This window comes from Frankia sp. AgB32 (assembly GCF_023243045.1).
Classification (GTDB): domain Bacteria; phylum Actinomycetota; class Actinomycetes; order Frankiales; family Frankiaceae; genus Frankia.
In genome coordinates, this window is record NZ_JALKFX010000011.1 from 58,180 (window position 1) to 76,013 (window position 17,834).

General features: G+C 74.4%; 17 protein-coding genes. 13 read left to right on the forward strand and 4 right to left on the reverse strand.

What is annotated here, in order from left to right; all coding sequences use genetic code 11:
• Positions 1-2: 2 nt before the first annotated feature.
• Both MXD60_RS28590 and MXD60_RS05565 read right to left on the reverse strand, forming a co-directional pair.
• On the reverse strand, positions 3-1,847 hold the full coding sequence (locus MXD60_RS28590) for a DUF5667 domain-containing protein (protein WP_308222378.1): 1,845 nt from the start codon (positions 1,845-1,847) through the stop codon (positions 3-5).
• A 77-nt stretch (positions 1,848-1,924) separates the two neighbouring features.
• A complete protein-coding gene (locus tag MXD60_RS05565) occupies positions 1,925-4,174 on the reverse strand; it encodes a Stk1 family PASTA domain-containing Ser/Thr kinase (RefSeq protein ID WP_248817876.1) in 2,250 nt (749 codons plus the stop codon).
• A 395-nt stretch (positions 4,175-4,569) separates the two neighbouring features.
• Between MXD60_RS05565 and MXD60_RS05570 the strand changes: the two genes are divergently transcribed.
• The 12 genes from MXD60_RS05570 to MXD60_RS05625 all read left to right on the forward strand — a co-directional run bounded on the left by MXD60_RS05570 (position 4,570) and on the right by MXD60_RS05625 (position 15,712).
• Positions 4,570-5,475 carry a thiazole synthase gene (locus MXD60_RS05570; protein WP_518467403.1) on the forward strand — a complete coding sequence of 302 codons (906 nt, stop codon included), beginning with the start codon at positions 4,570-4,572 and terminating at the stop codon, positions 5,473-5,475.
• Positions 5,472-6,653 carry a 2-iminoacetate synthase ThiH gene (thiH, locus tag MXD60_RS05575; RefSeq protein ID WP_248817877.1) on the forward strand — a complete coding sequence of 394 codons (1,182 nt, stop codon included), beginning with the start codon at positions 5,472-5,474 and terminating at the stop codon, positions 6,651-6,653. The genes MXD60_RS05570 and thiH overlap by 4 nt, the downstream gene beginning before the upstream one ends.
• 18 nt (positions 6,654-6,671) lie before the next feature.
• On the forward strand, positions 6,672-7,922 hold the full coding sequence (locus MXD60_RS05580) for an NAD(P)/FAD-dependent oxidoreductase (RefSeq protein WP_248817878.1): 1,251 nt from the start codon (positions 6,672-6,674) through the stop codon (positions 7,920-7,922).
• Positions 7,923-8,147: 225 nt separating this feature from the next.
• On the forward strand, positions 8,148-9,794 hold the full coding sequence (locus MXD60_RS05585; RefSeq protein ID WP_248817879.1) for a Gfo/Idh/MocA family protein: 1,647 nt from the start codon (positions 8,148-8,150) through the stop codon (positions 9,792-9,794).
• A gap of 39 nt (positions 9,795-9,833) precedes the next feature.
• Positions 9,834-10,157: an Rv2175c family DNA-binding protein gene (locus tag MXD60_RS05590; RefSeq protein ID WP_248817911.1), complete on the forward strand. Its 324-nt coding sequence runs from the start codon at positions 9,834-9,836 to the stop codon at positions 10,155-10,157.
• A 62-nt stretch (positions 10,158-10,219) separates the two neighbouring features.
• Positions 10,220-10,462, forward strand: coding sequence for a sulfur carrier protein ThiS (thiS, locus tag MXD60_RS05595; protein WP_248817880.1), 243 nt, complete (start codon positions 10,220-10,222; stop codon positions 10,460-10,462).
• Positions 10,443-11,129 carry a thiamine phosphate synthase gene (locus tag MXD60_RS05600; protein ID WP_248817881.1) on the forward strand — a complete coding sequence of 229 codons (687 nt, stop codon included), beginning with the start codon at positions 10,443-10,445 and terminating at the stop codon, positions 11,127-11,129. Before thiS ends, MXD60_RS05600 begins: the two co-directional genes overlap by 20 nt.
• 31 nt (positions 11,130-11,160) lie before the next feature.
• The gene (locus MXD60_RS05605) at positions 11,161-11,589 is read left to right on the forward strand and encodes a lycopene cyclase domain-containing protein (protein ID WP_248817882.1); all 429 of its coding nucleotides are present in this window, start codon (positions 11,161-11,163) and stop codon (positions 11,587-11,589) included.
• Entirely contained in the window at positions 11,586-11,927 is a 342-nt protein-coding gene (locus MXD60_RS05610) for a lycopene cyclase domain-containing protein (protein WP_248817883.1), read from the forward strand. The genes MXD60_RS05605 and MXD60_RS05610 overlap by 4 nt, the downstream gene beginning before the upstream one ends.
• Positions 11,928-12,108: 181 nt before the next feature.
• Complete coding sequence (locus MXD60_RS05615) at positions 12,109-13,089, forward strand: hypothetical protein (RefSeq protein ID WP_248817884.1); 981 nt, start codon at positions 12,109-12,111, stop codon at positions 13,087-13,089.
• 879 nt (positions 13,090-13,968) lie between these two features.
• Positions 13,969-15,030, forward strand: a complete 1,062-nt coding sequence (locus MXD60_RS05620) for an MBL fold metallo-hydrolase (protein WP_248817885.1) — start codon at positions 13,969-13,971, stop codon at positions 15,028-15,030.
• A gap of 100 nt (positions 15,031-15,130) precedes the next feature.
• Positions 15,131-15,712: a TerD family protein gene (locus tag MXD60_RS05625; protein ID WP_248817886.1), complete on the forward strand. Its 582-nt coding sequence runs from the start codon at positions 15,131-15,133 to the stop codon at positions 15,710-15,712.
• A 63-nt stretch (positions 15,713-15,775) separates the two neighbouring features.
• Here the strand turns inward: MXD60_RS05625 and MXD60_RS05630 are convergent, their stop codons facing one another.
• Positions 15,776-16,093 carry a type II toxin-antitoxin system RelE family toxin gene (locus MXD60_RS05630; RefSeq protein WP_248817887.1) on the reverse strand — a complete coding sequence of 106 codons (318 nt, stop codon included), beginning with the start codon at positions 16,091-16,093 and terminating at the stop codon, positions 15,776-15,778.
• A 342-nt stretch (positions 16,094-16,435) separates the two neighbouring features.
• Positions 16,436-17,107: an HAD family hydrolase gene (locus MXD60_RS05635; RefSeq protein ID WP_248817888.1), complete on the reverse strand. Its 672-nt coding sequence runs from the start codon at positions 17,105-17,107 to the stop codon at positions 16,436-16,438.
• A gap of 168 nt (positions 17,108-17,275) precedes the next feature.
• On the opposite strand from MXD60_RS05635, the gene MXD60_RS05640 reads away from it, so the two are divergent.
• Complete coding sequence (locus MXD60_RS05640; protein WP_248817889.1) at positions 17,276-17,698, forward strand: CoA-binding protein; 423 nt, start codon at positions 17,276-17,278, stop codon at positions 17,696-17,698.
• Positions 17,699-17,834 lie beyond the last annotated feature (136 nt).

Genomic DNA, 17,834 nt, shown 5'->3' on the forward strand with positions numbered 1-17,834 from the left:
GCTCAGGCCCGCCTGGGGTCTGGCGCCATCGCTTCGGTGGCAGGCAGGTCCGGGGCGACGAGGTCCGGGGCGACCAGGTCCGGGGCTGCCGGGCCAGGCGTGACAGTGCCCGCGGGGACCTGGTCCGTGGTGGTCGAGGTCGGGTCCGTGGTCGGGTTACCAGCGGTGACCGTGGCGGAGGTAGAACGTCCGTCGATGCTCGGGTTGTCGGATGCCACGGTGTCGTCGGTGGGGCTGGTGTCGTCGGTGGGGACGGCGTCGTCGGCGGCAGCCGGCGTTGGCGTGTGAGCCGTGGGTGGCGGCGGTCCGGCCGCGGGTGACGGTGCCGGCGTGGTGTCCGGATCGGCCGGCGGGACGGCGTCCGGGTCCGCAGTGGCATCGGTGGACGGTGTTGGCCGCGCGGCGAACAGGTCACCGTCGGCATCCGGGGAGCGTGTTGCCGGGAGGCCGTGAACCTCCGGCGAACCTTCTGCGGCGGGAGCCGCCCGGCTCGGCGTCGCCGTCGCGTGGTCCGCGGCGTCGTCGGGGGCCGGTGGCGGGCTGGTGGCCGTGCCCGGGGCCGTGGTGGTGGTCGTGGATTCCGACGGGCGGGCCGGGGTCGACCGCGGGGCCGACGGCGCGGGTGGTGGCGTGTGCGCGTCGAGGGTCACCCGGAACTGGTCGATGAGCTGCATCGCCGCCTGCGCGGACTCGGTCGTGCCGGCGGGCAGCACGGACAGGACCGTCGCCAGCCGGCTTGCCTGCGTGGTGGTGAAGGTGTTCATGGTGCGCCAGGCGTCGGCGTCGCCGGCGCTCGCCCGGGCCAACAGCACCTGCGAGCCGGCCCCGGCCTGCGCGCACCAGGACCGCAGCAGGCCGTTGACCGCGTCGGGGTCGGTGTGCTGGCCGGCCGCGGCCGGCGGGCGCCCGGTGGGATCCGGCGCGGGCATCGCCCGATCGGTGGTCGTCGTGGGCCAGGGTCCGGCCGTCGTGGCTGGCAGGCCCGGCGCGGGCGCGGCGAACGGGAGGCCGAGCGGCAGCCACGACGCCGGTCCCGGCGCCGCGCCGCCGACCGCCGGTGCCCCCTGCGGTGTCGGCGGGCCGTTCGGCACCGGCACCGGAGCTTGCCCCGGTGCCCGCTCGGTCGACGGTTGTGGTGAGCCTGCCGTCGCAGGGCCGGCTCCGGCCGGCTCGCTCGGGGCGGACCCGGTACCGGTGACGGTGTGCAGTTCGTCCATGCGGGTACCGGCCACCGTCAGCCGGGTCTTCGCCCGCTCCACCGGGTCGCGCCGCAGAGCGACCTGGAAGTTCTCGACCTGCCGCTTCACGCTGTAGAGCGGTTCGCCGGGCAGGGCGTTCGCCGCGCTCATGGCGAGCCCGACCATGGTGATGACGGCGCTCAGCCCGGCGGCGAGCACGGCGCGGGCGACGAGCGGCAGCCGGGCGTGGCCCGGCGCCTCGCGGCGCACCCGCCGTCCTGAGCCGGACCATGGCCGGCCGGGCGCGTGCGCACTGCGGCCCGTGGCGACCCCGGCGGGGCTGGCCGGGGCGGCTGGAGCGGCGGTGGCTGGAGCGGCGCTGGTGGACGGTGGGGGGGCGGGTTCGGCGAGAGAGGCGAGGAGCCGGGCGCGGACGGCCGCCCGACGCGTCGGGTCCATCCGTGGCAGGGGAAGTTCGCTCAGTGCCGCGGTAAGGGACAGGAGACGATCTTCGTCGGCGTTGGCTGGTTCGCGGGCACCGTCGAGCACTGTCTGGAGGTGGTCGGCGCGCGCCCGGCGTGGGCGCCACCAGCGCGCGGCCGCCCGACCGCGACCGGTTCGCCGCGGCCGGGCATCCCCGTCCCGGTCACGACCGCGCGCTGTCCTCACGTCCGCTCCCCGGATCCGGTCGCGCGGTGGAGAGCTCGGCCGCCCCCGCGCCGTCCTGACCAGTGGTCGATAGTCGCTCAGTTACCAAACTGCCACACAGTGTTGACGCGTACTGTACTACCCTTCTCGATCTTGGAACCGGCCCGGGTGGACTGCTGCACGACCTTGTCGTTCGGGGTGCCCAGAATGCTGGCCCGATCGATCTTCAGGCCGGCTCTGCGCAGCAGGCTCTCCGCGTCCCGGAAGGTCTTGCCGACCACGTTGGGCACGGTGACCTGCACGCCGCTGCCATCGCCGCCGCCGCCGGAACCGGTGCCGTCGTCGGGCGAGGTGGCCACCGTCAGGGTGACCGTGCTGTTCGGCGGGACCGGCTGGCCGACCTCGGGTGAGACGCCGACGACGGTGTCGGGGGTGGCGTTGCTGTTGGTGATTACGGCGCGCTGCACGGTGAGGCCGGCGATCCCGGCACCTTCGAGCTGGGCCTTGGCCGCGTCGTAGGTCCTGCCGATGATGTCCGCCGGCATCAGGGGAGTGTCCGGACCGGAGGAGATGATCAGCAGGATCGAGTCCTTCGGCTTGGCCGGGGTGTTCACGGCCGGGTCGGTGGCGATCACGTGGCCTTCGGCGACGGAGTCGCTGGCGGCGTTGCGGGTCCCGCCGGGCGTGAGGTTCACCTCCGCCAGCCGGGCGTTCGCCTGGTCCTGGGTGAGGTTCGCCAGATCCGGCACGGGGATCGTCGCCGGCCCGGAACTCAGCCGCAGCGTCACCACCGCGCCCTTGGCGACCTTCGAGCCGTCGTGCGGGTCCTGCTGGGCGATGTGGTTGGCGGTGACGGTGGCGCTCGCCACCGGGTCGAGGTAGGCCGATTTCAGGCCGGCCTGGCGAAGCGTCATCTCCGCGTCCGACTTGCTGAGGTTGGTCAGGAGCGGCACCTCGACCTTGTTGCCGGACACCGTGTGGAACGCGACGAGCGCGAGCAGCAGCACGAGGACGGTCCCGGCGCCGACCAGGATCGGCAGGCGGCGCGGCCCGCCGGTCTTCGCGCGTCGCCGCCCGCCGCTGCCCGGGCCCTGGTGGCCGGTGCCCTGGTGGCCGCCGCCCGCCGCCGGCCGGTACAGGGCGCCGGTTCCCGGCGAGACGTCGTGACCCCCGGCGTAGGCATGGTTCTCGCCGGCCATCCCGAACTCGTCCGGCACGAACGCACCGGACTGGGTGTCGGTGGCCACCGGGCCCACCTGGGCCGCGCGGGTCGGTGCCGGCATCGCCGCGGTCGCGACCGGACCGCCGTCGCCGCCCGGCACGTCGGACCCGTTGCCGCCGTGGCCGCCCGTGCCGTACGCGGCGCCGCCGGCCGCAGCGGCGCCCGCGGCGCCGGGCCGCGACGGTGGGCGGCCAGGGGAGCCCTCCGCGGGCGGCGGGTCCATCAGGCCGATGCGCTGGACCTCGGCGGTGAAGCCGGTGGGGTAGTCGGTCTGCGCCGGCAGGTAGGGCGCGATTCTCAGCAGCTCGTCGAGCAGGGCGGCGCCGTCGGCCGGGCGGCCGCCCGGGTCGCGGGAGGTGGCCCGCCGCACCAGGTCGTCGAGCTCCGCCGGGATGCCCGCCACGAGGGTCGACGGCGCCGGCACATCACCGTGGACGGACTGGTAGGCCATCGACATCGGCGTCGCGCCGCTGTGCGGGAGCTGCCCGGTCAGCGTCTCGAACAGGACGACCCCGGCGGCGTAGACGTCGCTGCGGGTGTCCGCGGTGCCGTGGGTGACCTGCTCGGGTGCCAGGTAGCCCACGGTGCCCATCACGACGCCGTCGGTGAGCGCCTGGGTGGGCTGGCCGAGCGGGCGGGCCAGACCGAAGTCGGCCACCTTCACCTGGCCGTCGTCACCGAGCAGGATGTTCTCGGGCTTGATGTCGCGGTGGATGATCCCGGCGTGGTGCGCGGCGGCCAGCGCCTCCATCACCGGTTCGATGATCTCGACGGCCTCGGTGACGGGCAGCGGGCCCCGGGCGCCGAGGTGCTGGCGCAGCGACCGGCCCCGCACCAGCTCCATCACCAGGTAGTTGATCAGGCCGGCGGACGTCCGGTCGGACCCCTGGTCCAGCACGGAGACGACCCGCGACGTGTTGAGCTGGGCGACTGCCCGGGCCTCGCGGTGGAACCGGCCGATGAACTCGGGGTCGTGGTTGAGGTTGGGATGCATGACCTTCAGGGCGACGAGCCGGTCGAGCCGGTTGTCGTGCGCGACGTACACCGTCGCCATGCCGCCGACGGCAAGTCGTTCCTGCGCCGTATAGCGGCCGTCGAGAAGCCGACCAATGACGGGGTCGGCCACGGTGGCATCCACGCTGCACAGTTTACGATCGTCGCCGGGCGGCGCCGCGACCGGAGGCAACCGCGTCACAATGGATATGCGGCGCGCCACCGCTGGAAATCCGGTGCGGTAGGCGAATACTCGGCTGCCCTCGGTGAATCGCCGCACATAATCGCTGTCTCGGCGGCGGTTCGGCGGCGGGTCGGGTCGTTTCCCGTTCGCCGCCCGGGTCGGGGGCCCGCTGGCGTGCGTCCCCGGGTGGGGTCCGCCGCAACCAGGTGAGCAGGCACCGCTGCGGGCGTGCGGCTTGTACGCTTGAGCGGCACCGGGGAGTCCGCGGACGCGGGCTGAGAGGCCGGCCAGGATCACCGTCGGCGACCCGCAAACCCGATCGCGGTCATGCGCGCGTGGGGAGGATGATCGTCTTGTCGCAGGCTTCCATCGAGTCGGCCGGTCACGTCGGCGCCGCCGGATCCGGTCTGCCGGGCGGCGGCACCAGCCAGTCCGGCGCCGGCGACGACCTGGTCGTCGCGGGCCGGGCGTTCCGCAGCCGGCTGATGGTCGGCACGGGGAAGTTCGCTGCCCACGAGATCATGCGGGCCAGCCTGCTCGCGTCGGGCGCGCAGATCGTCACGGTCGCGCTGCGCCGGGTCGACCTCGCCCGCCTGGGCGAGGGCGACGTGCTCGACTTCGTCCCCGCCGGGATGACGCTGCTGCCGAACACCTCCGGCGCCGTCGACGCGGCCGAGGCGCACCGGCTGGCCCGTCTCGGTCGCGCGGCCACCGGCACCGACCTGGTGAAACTGGAGGTCACGCCGGATCCGCGGACGCTCGCGCCCGATCCCGTCGAGACGCTGCGCGCTGCCGAGCTGCTGGTGGCGGACGGTTTCACCGTCCTGCCGTACTGCTCGGCCGACCCGGTGCTCGCCCGCCGGCTGGAGGAGGCCGGCTGCGCCACCGTTATGCCGCTGGGTAGCTGGATCGGCTCGAACCGGGGGCTGCGCACCCGTGACGCGCTCGAGGCGATCATCGCCGGCGCTGGCGTCCCGGTCGTCGTCGACGCCGGGCTCGGGGTGCCCTCCGACGCGGCCGAGGCCATGGAGATCGGCGCGGACGCGGTGCTGGTCAACACGGCCATCGCGGTCGCCGCCGACCCGGTGCTGATGGCGCGGGCGTTCGCGCTGGCCACCGTCGCCGGCCGGCTGGGCCACCTGGCCGGGCGCGCGGGGCCGGGCGCGCCCACCGAGGCCTCCGCCTCCTCGCCGCTCACCGGTTTCCTCGGCGCCGGCCCGGCCACCGGCAGCGGCGGCGGCGCCGCGTGAGCGCGCCGCCCGGCGTGTTCGCCCGCGAGCTCGCCGCCGTCGACCTGCCCGGGCTGTCCGCCCGCTCCCAGCGCGCCACCCCGACGGAGGTCGACGCGCTGCTGCGGCGGGTCGACCCCGGCGGCGCGGGCCGCCCGGCGCCCGCCGACGCCCGGCTCGGCCTGGACGAGCTCGCCGTTCTGCTCTCACCGGCGGCCGGCGCGCGGCTGGAGGACCTCGCGCTCGCCGCGCGCGAGACCACGCTGCGCCGCTTCGGCCGGGCGGTGCGCCTGTTCGCGCCGCTGTACGTGTCGAATGCCTGCCTGTCGTCCTGCACCTACTGCGGCTTCGCCAAGGGTCTGCCGGTTGCCCGCCGCACGCTGGACCTCGACGAGGTCGAGGCCGAAGGGCGGCTGTTGGCCGACCGCGGCTTCCGGCACCTGCTGCTGGTGTCCGGCGAGCACCGGGTCGAGGTGTCCGCCGACTACCTGGTGGCCGTCGTCGAGCGGCTGCGGCCGCTGTTCCCGTCGCTGTCCATCGAGACGCAGACCTGGTCGGACGACACCTACGCCCGCCTGGTCCGCGCCGGGCTGGAGGGCGTCGTGCACTACCAGGAGACCTACGACCGGGCCCGCTATGCGCAGGTGCACGTCGCGGGCTGGAAGCGCGACTACGACCGGCGGCTGTCGTCGTTCGACCGGGCCGCCGCCGCCGGGGCGCGCCGGCTCGGCATCGGTGCCCTGCTCGGCCTCGCCCCGGACTGGCGTGCCGACGTGCTGGCCCTCGGCGCGCACGCCGCGTTCCTGTCCCGCCGGCACTGGCGAACCGAGGTGTCGGTGGCGCTGCCGCGGATCAAGCCGTCGGCCAGCGACTTCCCGCCGGTCGTGGTCGTGTCCGACGCCGAGTTCGTGCAGGCCCATGCCGCGCTGCGGCTGTTCGGGCCGGACCTCGCGCTGACGCTGTCGACCCGGGAGCCGCCCGCGATGCGCGACGGCCTCGCGCGGATCGCCGTGACCTCGATGAGCGCCGGCTCGTCCACCGAGCCCGGTGGTTACGGGTCGGCGGGGACCGCCCAGGAGCAGTTTTCGATCTCCGACGAACGACCGCCCGCCGAAGTCGCGGCGATGCTGGTCAGGGCCGGTTATGAGCCGGTCTGGAAGGACGCCTTCCCGCTCGTGGACGCGAGCGCGCAAGGGTAGTCGTAATAGGCTGCGCCGATGCGGCGAATCGTCATTATGGGTGCGGGTATGGCCGGCGGCCGAGCGGCCGTCGAGCTGCGTCGGCGCGGCTTCGAGGGCGAGCTCGTCCTCGTGGGCGCGGAGACCCACCTGCCCTACGACCGGCCCCCCCTGTCCAAGGCAGTTCTCACCGGTCGCACCGACGACACGACGCTGCCCCTGGCGCTCGACGGCGTCGAGGTGCTGACCGGTCGGCGCGCCACCGCCCTGACCCCCGGCACGGTGCAGACCGATGCCGGGCCGTTGGACTACGACGGCCTGGTCGTGGCGACCGGGGCCGACCCGGTGACGCTGCCCGGTGACGGTCCGGTGCGGGTGCTGCGGACCATCGAGGACGCCCTCGCGCTGCGCGCGGCGCTGCGTCCCGGCCTTCGGCTGGTGATCGTCGGTGCTGGCTGGATCGGCGCCGAGGTGGCGACGACGGCGGCGCAGATCGGCGCCGAGGTCACTGTGGTGGAGGCGGCCGACATGCCGCTGGGGGTCGCGCTCGGTCCGCAGGTCGGCGCCCGCACGGTCGACTGGTACGCGCGGGCCGGCGTGAAGCTGCGCCTCGGCGTGTCGGTCGAGCGCACGACCGCGGAGGGTCTGGTCCTGTCCGGCGGCGAGCTGCTGGCCGCCGACGAGATCCTCGTCGGCATCGGGGCCCGCCCGAACATCGGCTGGCTGGCCGGCAGTGGGCTGGTCCTCGACCGCGGCGTCGTCGTCGACGAGCACCTGGCCGCCCGGTGGGAGGGCGTCGACGGCCCGCCGGTGGTCGCGGTCGGCGACGTGGCCGCCTGGTGGTCTCGCCGGTACGGTCAGCGGCTGCGGGTCGAGCACTGGGACACCGCCCAGCAGTCGCCGGTGGTCGCCGCCGCGACCCTGCTGGTCGCCCTCGGCGCGGAGGATGGTGGGCAGGACGGGGCCGAGCCGGCGATCTACAATCCGGTGCCCTACTTCTGGTCGGACCAGTTCCGCCGGATGGTGCAGTTCGCCGGCCGCTGGGACGCTGCGGACGAGCTGGTCTGGCGGGGTGACCCGGATGCGCCCGACCCGTCCGACGGCGCCCGCCCGCCCGGCTGGTCCGCTGGTTGGTTCGCGCCGGACGGGGCCCTGCGGGCGCTGGTCACCGTGGCCCGCCCGATGGACATGGCCCCGGCTCGGCGGTTGATGGCGGCCGGTGGCGGAGTGGACCGGACGGCCTTCGCCAACGTCGACGTGACGATGAAGGAGCTGGTGGCGGCGTCGTGAGCCCGCGGCGGGTCGACCGGAACCGCCGCGTGGTGCTGCCAGATTGTGGCAAGTTTCGTGGTATATGAACTTTTTCGCACGTAAACGGTCCCGGGTCTGATGGCGATGGACGCCGTTCGCTTCAGGAGCGATGAAAGGTAAAAAGTGCGCAATGTCGGGATGATCGGGTAGCGACTTCTCCACCCGAATGAGGACAAGGCGGGGGGGCGCACTAGAGTGCCGGGCGTGCCTCGCATTCACCTGGTGTCGAACCTGCCCGGTGTGAACGCGCTCGGCGACCATCTGCGCGCAGCGGGTCTAGGCCCGACCTCGGCGCGGTCGGCGGACGCGCTTCTCGTCCTCATCGACCGGCCGCTCGATCACGTCGAACAGGAACTGCTCGACCGCGCCCGGAAATCCGTCCCGGTGCTGCTCGCCGGTCCGACCGTGCGCTCCCTGCCCGCGGACAGCCCGCTGGCCGAGTCCTCCGGGCTGGTTCCCGGCCGGGCGACGCCGCCGTACGAACTCGGACTGCGCGCCGGGCCGCAGGGTGAGGCGATCATGGCCCGGGCGGCGGACTTCCGCCCCCGGGAATCCTGGGTGATCCCGGAGAAGATCGCCGACGACGTCGAACGGCTGATCCTGGTCCGCCACGGGATGACCGACCACCCGATCTGCACCTGGCGGCCCTCGACCGGCCTGGGCATGTTCACCCTCGGCACCGGGCCGGAGGTTCTCGCCGATCCCGCCTACCACCGGCTGGTCGGCCGGTGGCTGCGGCACTGCCTCGGCGAGCTCGACGCGCCGCCGGTCGGCATCGGCCTGCTCGGCACGCCCGACCTCGCCGCGACGCACCGCGGCGCCATCGAGGTCACCGACGGGCTGGCGCTCACCGCGATCTGCGACGGCGGCGCGCCCCGCCCGGCCCCGCATGCCGGCCCGCGCGCACCGCGGCGGGTGGAGGACCCCGACGACCTGGTCAACGATCCGGAGCTGGCAGTCATCGTGGTGGCCACGCCGACCCACAGCCGACTGGAATGGGCTGGCCGCGCGCTGGAGGCCGACAAGCACGTCGTCGTTCAGGGCCCGCTGTGCATGGCGGCCGCTGACGTCGACCAGCTCGCCGAGCTGGCGAACGCCCGCTCCCGGGTCCTCGCCGTCCACGCCGAGGGCCCGGGCGACCCGGCCTACCAGGCGCTGCGCGCGGCCCTGGGCCGCGGCGCGGTCGGTGAGCCGCTGTGGGTGGCGGCGCACTGTGGCAGCCGGCACCGGCCGGCCGGCAGCTGGCACGACGACGAACGGATCAGCGGCGGCCAGCTCTTCGACCGCGGGGCCGGCGCCATCGAACAGATCCTGGCCCTCGTCGACGAACCGGTCGAATGGGTCAGCGCCTCGTCGGTCAAGCGGGTCTGGTACCACGTCAGCAACGCCGACCACAGCAGGCTGCTGATGCGCTTCGCCGGCGGCGCCGAGGCGCAGGTCATCGTGTCGGACCTCGCCGGGGCGCCGCGGCCCCGGCTGGAGGTGCTCGGCAGCGCCGGCGCGCTCGTCCTCGACGGCGCCGCCGCGGATCCGGGCGCCGACGGCGACGGGCCGGCGGCGCGTCCCGGGGGCCGCCACGCGGGCCCGCCCGCGTTCGGCGATGGCGACGACGACCTGCCGGGCCCCGACGCGGTACTGCTCGTCACCCACGACGGGGTGCGCACCCGGTATCCCGTGGCCGGCGCGCGGGAAAGCTCCGCTGTGCGGTTCTACCGCGAGCTCGCCGACCTGCTCGTCTCGGGCTGGCCGCTGCGGGGCTGCGGCGTCGAGGCCGCCCGCCCGGTGGTCGCGGTGCTGGAGGCGGCGGTGCGCTCGGCGGCGGCCGGCGGGGAACAGATCGCGCCGAGGTGACCCCGCGGGTCGCCTGACCTGAGGTGTTTACTGTTGACCATGGATTGGCTGACCCTGCCCGACGTTGCGGAGCAGTTGCAGGTCCCCGTGACCCGCGTTCGACAGATGGTGCGTGAGCGCACGTTGCTGGCCAGGCGGGAGGACGGCGTCCTGCGGATCCCGGCGGAGTTCATCCAGGACGGCGCGGTGGTCAAGGGACTGACCGGGCTGCTCACGTTGCTGGCCGACGCCGGTTTCGACGACGACGAGACGCTGGAGTGGCTGTTCCGGGAGGATCCGAGCCTGCCGGGCACCCCGGTGCGGGCGCTGAACGAGAACCGCGGCAAGGAGGTCAAACGCCGCGCCCAGGCCCTGGCCTTCTGACCTGTCCGGGCATCTGACCTGTCCGGGCAATGGTGCCGGTGGTGCTCCCGTAGGGTCGGGTCATGGCCGACAGCCCGCCGCCCGCCCCCGCGCCGCCGTCCGCTGCTCGTGTCGTCGTCAACGGCGCGACCCGGGACGTGCCCGCCGGCCAGCCGCTGCCGGAGCTGCTCGCCGAGCTCGGCCTGCGGCCCGGCTCGGTGGTCGTCGAGCACAACGGCGCGGCGCTGACCACGTCTGAGTCCGCCGCCGTCCGGCTCGCCGACGGCGACATCCTGGAGGTCGTGCGTGCCGTCGCCGGTGGCTGACCCGCGGGCCGAGCGGCTGCGGCGCCTCGCCGACGCGCGGCTGTACCTGTGCACGCCCCGCCATGCCGAGTTCACGCCGTTCCTCGACGCCGTCCTCGGTCCGCCCGGCCGCGGCGGCGTCGATCTCGTCCAGCTCCGGGAGAAGAACCTGGAATGGGCGGACGAGGTCCGTGCCCTGCGCGAGATCCAGGCGGCCGGCGCCGCCCGGGGCACGCTCGTCAGCGCCAACGACCGGGCCGACCTCGCCGCCTTCACCGGCGTCGACATCCTGCACGTGGGCCAGGACGACGTGCCGCCGGCCTTCGCGCGCCGGCTGGTCGGCCCGGACGTGCTGATCGGCCAGTCGACGCACAGCCCCGACGAGTTCCTCGCCGCGCTGGCCGACCCCGAGGTCGACTACGTGTGCGTGGGTCCGGTCCACGCCACGCCGACGAAGCTGGGCCGACCGCCGGTCGGCCTCGGCCTGCCCCGGCTCGCCGCCCGGCACGCCCCGCCGTTCGAACCCGGCGCGAAACCCTGGTTCGTCACCGGCGGCGTCGCTCCGGACACCCTCGACGAGATTCTCGCCACCGGCGCGCGCCGGGTCGTGGTCGTGCGCGCGCTGACCGCCGCCGCGGATCCGGCCGCGATCGCCGCCGACCTCGCTCGCCGGCTGCGCGGCGCCTGAGCGCCGGCCACCCCTGCCAGCCCGCCCGTCGATGCGGCACCTGAGCTATCTGGCCGTCCTCGCCGGTTGCCTGCTCGGCACGGCGCCGCTGGAACTGCTGCTCGGCACCCGGGTCTACGCCAGATCCCGCCGGCTGGCGCTGACGCTGGTGCCGGTGCTGGCCGTCTTCGTCGCCTGGGACCTGTACGCGATCGCCGCCGGGCACTGGACCTTCGACCGGCGGAGCATCACCGGGCTGCGCCTGCCCGGCCGGCTGCCCCTGGACGAGCTGCTGTTCTTCCTGGTCGTCCCGGTCTGTTCGATCCTCACCCTGGAAGCGGTCCGATCGGTGCGCGGCTGGCGCGCGGGCGACGAACCGCCGCCGGGCAGACCCGCACCCGGGGAGCCTGCCGGCGGCAGGCCCGCGAGCGACGGCAGCGAGGGCCGGGACGGCAGCGGTCGAGGTGGCGGCGGCGGGTGAGCTACACGGAGCTGGCGGCGGCCGGGGTCGCGGGGGCGGTGATCGCCGACCTGTGGCTGCTGCGGACCAGGCTGCTCACCCGACGGATCTTCTGGGTCTCGTACGCGATCATCGTGGTGTTCCAGTTGATCGCCAACGGTGTGCTGACCGGTTTCGGCATCGTCGTCTACGACCGGGGGGCCATCCTCGGGCCGCGGATCGCGTACGCGCCGGTCGAGGATCTCCTGTTCGGTTTCGCGATGGTCACCTGGACGCTGTCCTGGTGGATCTGGTGGGGACGCCGGGCCGCGCGGCGATCGCCAGCGAGCACGACCCGTCACGTGGATGAAACTGAGTGAATTGTTTGCGGATCCGGTGACGCAAACGAGTCAATTGGCCTTTTGGAGGTGATCCGTCGGCTTAGCCTCGTCCGTGATGACGCACGATGTCGCGGGGGGTCCCGGTTCTGCCGGGCGTCACCGTTCGCCCTGGGGCCGCTCCGGCCGCATCCTCCCCATTCGGTGGGGCCGCATCGTCTCCGTGGTGCTCGCGCTGGTGGTGCTGGTCGGTGGCCTGGTGTTCGTCCGTTTCCGGCTCACCGGTGACGGGCATGGCAGCCCGGTCGGCGCGCCGAGCGGTCGGCGCGTGTCGTCGCAGGGCGCCGCGCCCGACGTGCTGACGGCCAGTTCCGCCTCGCCGAGCGCCCGAGCGCGGGCGGGGGTGGCCGCCTCGTCCGCCGCCGCCCCGCCGTTCCTGGAGCCGACCGGCGCCGTCGTGTCGCCATCGCCGGCGCCGAGTGCCGGCAGCCGCGTCGGCGGCCGCGTCGGCGGCCGGGCGCAGGCCACCGGGGTGCCGGTGGCGCCGCGACCCAGCGGGCCGGTGCTCGGGCTGAGCGCCACCACGGTCGATCTGGGCGCGGTCGACTCGACCTGGCGGCTCGACCTGCGCGGCGAAGGCACGGCGGCGGTCGACGTCGTCGTCGGGACCACGCCCGCCTGGCTCGCCGTCGTGCCCAAGGAGCGTCGGGTCGACCCGGGCGCGAACGTCCCGCTGATGATCACGCTGAACCGCAGCACCGCGCCGGTGGGTCCGGTCGACGTGACGGTGCCGGTCGCGGCGGAGAACGGGGTCGGCGGCGCCGACGTGCGGATCACCGCGAGCGTGGACGGATCGCCGCGCATCACCGCGGTGACCAACGCCCCGGACTCGGTGGTGCGGTCGGGTTGCGGGCCGTCGCCCAGCCCCGGCGCCGACCCCGCCAGGTCGACGGTGACGGTGACGGCCGAGGACGGCACCGGCATCTTCGCGGTGGAACTGGCGGCGACTCTCCCGGGCGGGCAGAGCCAGGACCTGGCGATGAGCCTCGGCCCGCAGTCGGGGGACCGCTCGACCTGGACCGCTGCGCTCACCGCGTCCCAGGACACCGGCACGATCACGTACAGCGTCACCGTCACGGATCTGAACGGACGGCACTCGCAGGCATCGGGATCGCTGGCCGTGCTGCCCTGTCCGACGAACTAGGGCCTTTCCGTCCGAGATCGCCATCGTGCCGATCTCATCTGGCCAGCCGAAGATCTATAAGGAGCGACCACGCCGCAGGCGTCCCGTCGCCACCGGCGCAGGGGCAGCGCGGCGGCTCCGAGAACCTGGCGGGCCTGGCGGCGCGGGCGAAGGCCCGCCGCGCACATGATGGTGCCGCCCGGCTCGGGGGGTGCCGGGCGGCTACCGTCATCATCTCAGCTCCATGCCCGCTAGCCAAGGTCCGACCGGTGTCCTCGCCTGGTCCTGCGGTCACATTGGCGAGTAGTCCCTGGCCAGGGGTTGGCGTGTGCGATCCACTCTGGCCACGTACCGGACATCGCATAGCCGGTTGGCGGGGTCGGCTGCCGCGCGCCGGCGGCGGCGCGCCCGGGTCGGGTCCTGTCGCGGGACAGTGCGCGTCCACCGGTGGCCACTCGGCGCCGGCCCACGGGTGGGGGGGGTGGGCCGGCGTCCGGCCGGGCGGAAGCCGCCCCGGGATTCAGTGCCCTCTTTCCGGCGTGTGGGTTGCTGTGTACGTAGGCGCGGAGATCCCGGACGATCCGCCGCCGACCCGGGCGCGCGGCCGGGCATCGGCCGCGCGGCGTGCCGCTATCCGGTTGCCCGGTTACCGGAGACGGATATGGGGAGCCCTGCCTACCGGGAATTTCCGGCGCCTGTTCGTGGAATGACCCGGCGGCGGCGATCGCCGGTGCGCATCCTCCTGGGCCGTCCAGCAGGTGTGGCTCCGCCCACCCGGCAGTCCTGACGCGCCGATCACCGCCGGCACGGTGGGTACGCTCAAATCGGATTCGGCGCGTGGTGGGTGCGTCGTCGTGCGGCCCCGCCGCCGAGACCCGAACCCGCTGGAGGGACGCGACCATGACCATGTCCGACCTCGGGCGGCGCCTGGCGCCGCCCGCGCAGCGCCGCGGCGAACCGCCGTCCACCCGTCCCCGTCCGGTGCCGCCGCTGGAGCAGGTCCGGCCCGGGCTGTGGAGCCTGCCGGTTCCGCTGCCCGTCGCCCGTCCCGCCTACACGATCGTGCATGTCCTCGAGACGCCCGCCGGGCCCTACCTGATCGACGCCGGCTGGGATGACGACGGGACCTTCGAGGCGCTGTCCGCCGGACTGGCCGCGATCGGCACCTCCGTCGCCGAGGTGCGGGGCGTCATCGTCACCCACGCGCACCCCGACCACCACGGGCTGGCCGGCCGGGTCCGGGCGGCGTCCGGCGCGTGGATGTCCCTGCATCCCCTCGACGCGGCGCTGCTCGACCGGATGGAGGAGGGCTCCGAAGATCGCCTCGCCGCGACGCTGGCCCGCGCCGGCGTGCCCGCGGACGTCACCGAGGCACTGCTCGGCGGCGGCCAGCTGGTGTTCCGCGACCTGGCGCGCCCCGACGTCCTGCTTGAGGACGGGGACCGTCCTGATGTCCCCGGCTGGGACCTGCGCGCGCTGTGGACCCCCGGCCACTCGCCCGGGCATCTGTGTTTCTGGGAGCCCGCGAACCGGCTGCTGCTCTCCGGCGACCATGTCCTGCCCGTGACCGCGGTCGGGACCCCGCTGCCGAGCGAGGACAACCCCGATCCGCTCGGCGACCACCTGCGGTCGCTGGCTCGACTGCGCGACCTCGACGTCGCCGAGGTGCTGCCGGCCCACGAGCACCGCTTCACCGCCCTGGAGCACCGCCTCGCCGAGCTCGACGCGCTGCACGGCGGCCGGCTCGCCGAGCTGGTCGCCGGCCTGCGCGCCGACGCCAGCACCCCCTGGGAGCTGACCGACCGGGTGACCTGGCGCCGCCCGCTGCGCGAGCTCACGGGTGTCGCGTTGCGGACCGCGGTGTTCGACACGCTTGCCTACCTCGCCTGCCTGGCCGCGAACGGCGTGGCCAAGGTCGACGCCGGCAGTCCGGACCGCTGGCGGCTCGCCGACGCCGGCTGACGGCCGCGCCCGGCCGCCGTCCCGAGCCCAGGTCGTCCGAAGACGTACGGACCGCGAATGTGTGAGTGGCCTGTCACGTCATAGGTAATAGGGTGTTCCCATGACGTCGGTGTCGCTGTCCAAAGGCGGGAATGTCTCGCTGAGCAAGGTCGCCCCCAACCTCACGGTCGTGACGGTGGGGCTGGGTTGGAAGGTCCGCCAGACCAGCGGGGCCGACTACGACCTCGATGCCAGCGCGATCGTCGTGAACGAGGCCGGTCGGGTGCTCTCCGACAGCTACTTCATCTTCTTCAACAACCTGGTCAGCCCGGATGGCGCGGTCCAGCACCAGGGCGACAATCTGGTCGGCGGTGGCGGCGGCGACGACGAGCAGGTCACGGTCGACCTGCGCACGCTGACCTCGCAGGCCGCGAAGGTCGTCTTCACGGTCTCGATCTACGACGCCGACACCCGGCGGCAGACCTTCGGCCAGATCCGCGACGCGTTCATCCGCATCGCCGACGCGGCCACCGGTGCCGAGGTCGCCCGCTACGACCTGACCGAGGACGCCTCCACCGAAACCGCGATGATCTTCGGCGAGCTCTACCGTTACGGCGGCGAATGGAAGTTCCGCGCCGTCGGTCAGGGCTACGCCACCGGCCTGCGCGGCATCGCCCTCGACTTCGGCGTCAACGTCTCCTGACGTCAACGTCTCCTGACGGCCGGCCGTCCCTTCAGCCAGCCCGGGTAGGGCCGGATCCAGGGGTCAGATGCGGCGCCAGCCGGCGGCGGTGCCGGAGCGGTTGGCCGTGGGGACGATGCGGGTGCGCGATCCGCGCGGGCCGATGACCATGACGCGCACGGTCCTGGTGTTGGCATCGACGCGGTAGAGGACCCGCCAGGTGCCGGTCGTCGCCTCGAACATGCCGACCTGCTCGCCGGGGATCGGGGTGCCCGCCTTGCGGGGATCGTCGCGCAGCTTGCCATCGAGGAAGCCGCGCACCTCGCTGCGGGTCAGCTCGGCCAGCTTGGCCAGGTCCCGCTCGGCTGACGCCGACAGGGTGACCTCGTGCTTGTCGCTCACTGCCGACGGCCCGCCGCTCGTGACCGCCGCGCCCCTCGCCCGCAGCATGCGGCCCGGGCGAGGACGACGTCCAGGTTGTCCACGAGAAGATCCTATGCGTCCCGCTGCCCGGGTGACGGCCCTTCGCGCACGCCCAGGCGAACGAGGCCGTGCGCTGGCGGTGGCGGGCCAGGAGACCCGTTTTGTCCCATGTACGGCTTGTTCCCGTGCACCTGCGCCGCCGCGAGCTCGGCGGCCGGGATCACGGCGCCGGGGCCACGCGCGGGGGGCATGGCCGCCGAGGCCAGGCGGCCGAGGCGGGGCCGGTGGGGCCGGGGCTCGGGAGGTGAGGCTGGTGATGCGTCAGGGCTGGTGGTGGCTGGCGGCGGCGCGGACGAGGTCGGGGGTGAGGTCGGCGGTCGAGGTGATGCGGGCGTGGGCGAGGCGCAGGGCCTCCTCCTCCGGCGGGAAGTGGTGGTTCGGAACGGCGATGACGGCCATGCCGGCGGCCGCGGCGGAGCGCAGGCCGTTGGTGGAGTCCTCGATCGCGACGCAGCCGGTGGCGGGAACGCCGAGCCGGCGGGCCGCCTCCAGGTAGACATCCGGCGCCGGTTTGCCGCGGGCGACCTCCTCCGAGGAGACGACCTCGGCGAACAGGTCGGTCAGCCCGGCATGCGCGAGCACCAGCTCGATGAGCGTCCGCGGGGACGAGCTGGCGACGGCCAGGGGCGCCAGCGACACCAGCGCGCGGACAGCGTCGGCGGCGCCGGGTAGCAGCGGTGCGGACGCGCCGTACCGCTCGGCGATGGCACGCTGGATGTCGGCGGCGATGTCGTCCGGGGTGCCGGCCACGCCGAGGCTCGCCAGGTAGCCGGACCATTCGGCGGTGCTCATGCCCATCATCCGGCGGGTGCTGTCGGCCTCCCAGCGGCCACCTCGTTCGCCGACGTAGGCCCGGCGCACCTCGTCCCAGACCTGCTCGGAATCGACCAGGACACCGTCGAGATCGAACACCACGGCCGCGACGTCGCCCATGCTGCCTCCAGGACCGGCCCGCCGCGCTGGTCGGGCATCCGCATCGAGACGATACCGATCCCCGGCGGGCAATCCGGGCCGTCGATCCGGTCGGCTGGCGTTCCGGTCGGCTGGCGTTCCGGGCGGGTGGCCGGATGACGCCGGCCGCCGCCGCTGTTGACGTAGGACATGCGCTACGGAGACGACGCCACCATCCGGCACCTGCTGGCCGACACCGAGACCTGGGCGGTGGTCGGGCTGTCCGCAAACACCGGGCGGACCGCGTACTCGATCGCGGAGTACCTGCGCCGCAACGGCAAACGGGTCGTGCCGGTCCACCCGTCGGCCCCCACGATCGCCGGGGAGCGAGGCTACGCCCGTCTCAGTGACATCCCGTTCCCGGTGGACGTGGTGGACGTGTTCGTCCGCTCGGAACTGGCGGGCCCGGTGGTCGACGAGGCGGTGAAGATCGGGGCCGGGAGCGTGTGGCTACAGCTCGGCGTCCGCGACGAGGCTGCCGCGGCGCGGGCCGAGCAGGCGGGCCTGGCCGTGGTGATGGACACCTGCCCGGCGATGGAGGCACCCCGGCTTGGCCTGACCTGGCAGCGCTGACGGCACGGGGCCGGCGCCGCCGGGCGACGTGAGCCGGGATCCCCTCAGCGGCGGCGCCCGCCCCCCCCCCGGGGGGGGGCCGGGGCCGGGGGGGGGGGGGGCCGGGGGGGCCGCCGCTGCGCCCGCCCCGCCCCCG

Bases quoted from the DNA above. Each gene is read 5' to 3' on its own strand.
- MXD60_RS05640 (WP_248817889.1), top strand. From the start codon at position 17,276: ATGCGCTACGGAGACGACGCCACCATCCGGCACCTGCTGGCCGACACC.
- MXD60_RS05635 (WP_248817888.1), bottom strand. From the start codon at position 17,107: ATGGGCGACGTCGCGGCCGTGGTGTTCGATCTCGACGGTGTCCTGGTC.
- MXD60_RS05620 (WP_248817885.1), top strand. From the start codon at position 13,969: ATGACCATGTCCGACCTCGGGCGGCGCCTGGCGCCGCCCGCGCAGCGC.
- MXD60_RS05605 (WP_248817882.1), top strand. From the start codon at position 11,161: ATGCGGCACCTGAGCTATCTGGCCGTCCTCGCCGGTTGCCTGCTCGGC.
- MXD60_RS05625 (WP_248817886.1), top strand. From the start codon at position 15,131: ATGACGTCGGTGTCGCTGTCCAAAGGCGGGAATGTCTCGCTGAGCAAG.
- MXD60_RS05570 (WP_518467403.1), top strand. From the start codon at position 4,570: ATGATCGTCTTGTCGCAGGCTTCCATCGAGTCGGCCGGTCACGTCGGC.
- MXD60_RS05580 (WP_248817878.1), top strand. From the start codon at position 6,672: ATGCGGCGAATCGTCATTATGGGTGCGGGTATGGCCGGCGGCCGAGCG.
- MXD60_RS05590 (WP_248817911.1), top strand. From the start codon at position 9,834: ATGGATTGGCTGACCCTGCCCGACGTTGCGGAGCAGTTGCAGGTCCCC.
- thiS (WP_248817880.1), top strand. From the start codon at position 10,220: ATGGCCGACAGCCCGCCGCCCGCCCCCGCGCCGCCGTCCGCTGCTCGT.